Source organism: Phyllobacterium phragmitis (assembly GCF_002980495.1).
In the GTDB taxonomy this organism is placed as follows: Bacteria; Pseudomonadota; Alphaproteobacteria; order Rhizobiales; family Rhizobiaceae; genus Paramesorhizobium; species Paramesorhizobium phragmitis.
Window position 1 is genome coordinate 1 of sequence record NZ_PVBR01000095.1, and the last position, 467, is coordinate 467.

Annotated in this window: 1 pseudogene; it reads left to right on the forward strand. The window is 54.6% G+C overall.

Annotated elements, in window-relative coordinates:
• Positions 1-93 precede the first annotated feature (93 nt).
• Positions 94-467: pseudogene (locus tag C5748_RS27490) on the forward strand (hypothetical protein); the annotation flags it as partial.

Consider the following 467-nt stretch of genomic DNA (forward strand, 5'->3'; position numbering starts at 1 on the left):
GTGATTCTGTTCACTCGTTTATCTCTCAGTTCGAAGTCATTTCCACCAGTCCAGCCCGTTCACCTGGAACGCAAACTGTGACTGGAAAGAGTAATGCCGCCTATCCTGCTGGCTGAACAAGAACCCCGGCTATCTAAACGAACAGCTTTGAAGACCCTGGCCAATTTCGTGGCCATCACCGCCGCTCTCGCCATTGTCTTTGCCCCCTTGGCAATACCTGACGCCGTGGCCATCTCCTTTTACGGTGTCCTGGTTATCGGATACGTCACCAGCAAGATCGTGCTGGCTGAAGTCTATCGCGCACAGTTTGCCCGGGCGCCTCGTAGAGAGACGAGCAATCTCTCAATCGACGTGGCTATCGCCTTTTTCAATGAAGATCCGGCGTTGATCGAAGCCAGTATCGGAAGCGTACTGGCGCAAGATGGTGTGCAGGTCGGTCGCGTCATTGCCGTGGATGACGGTTCGCG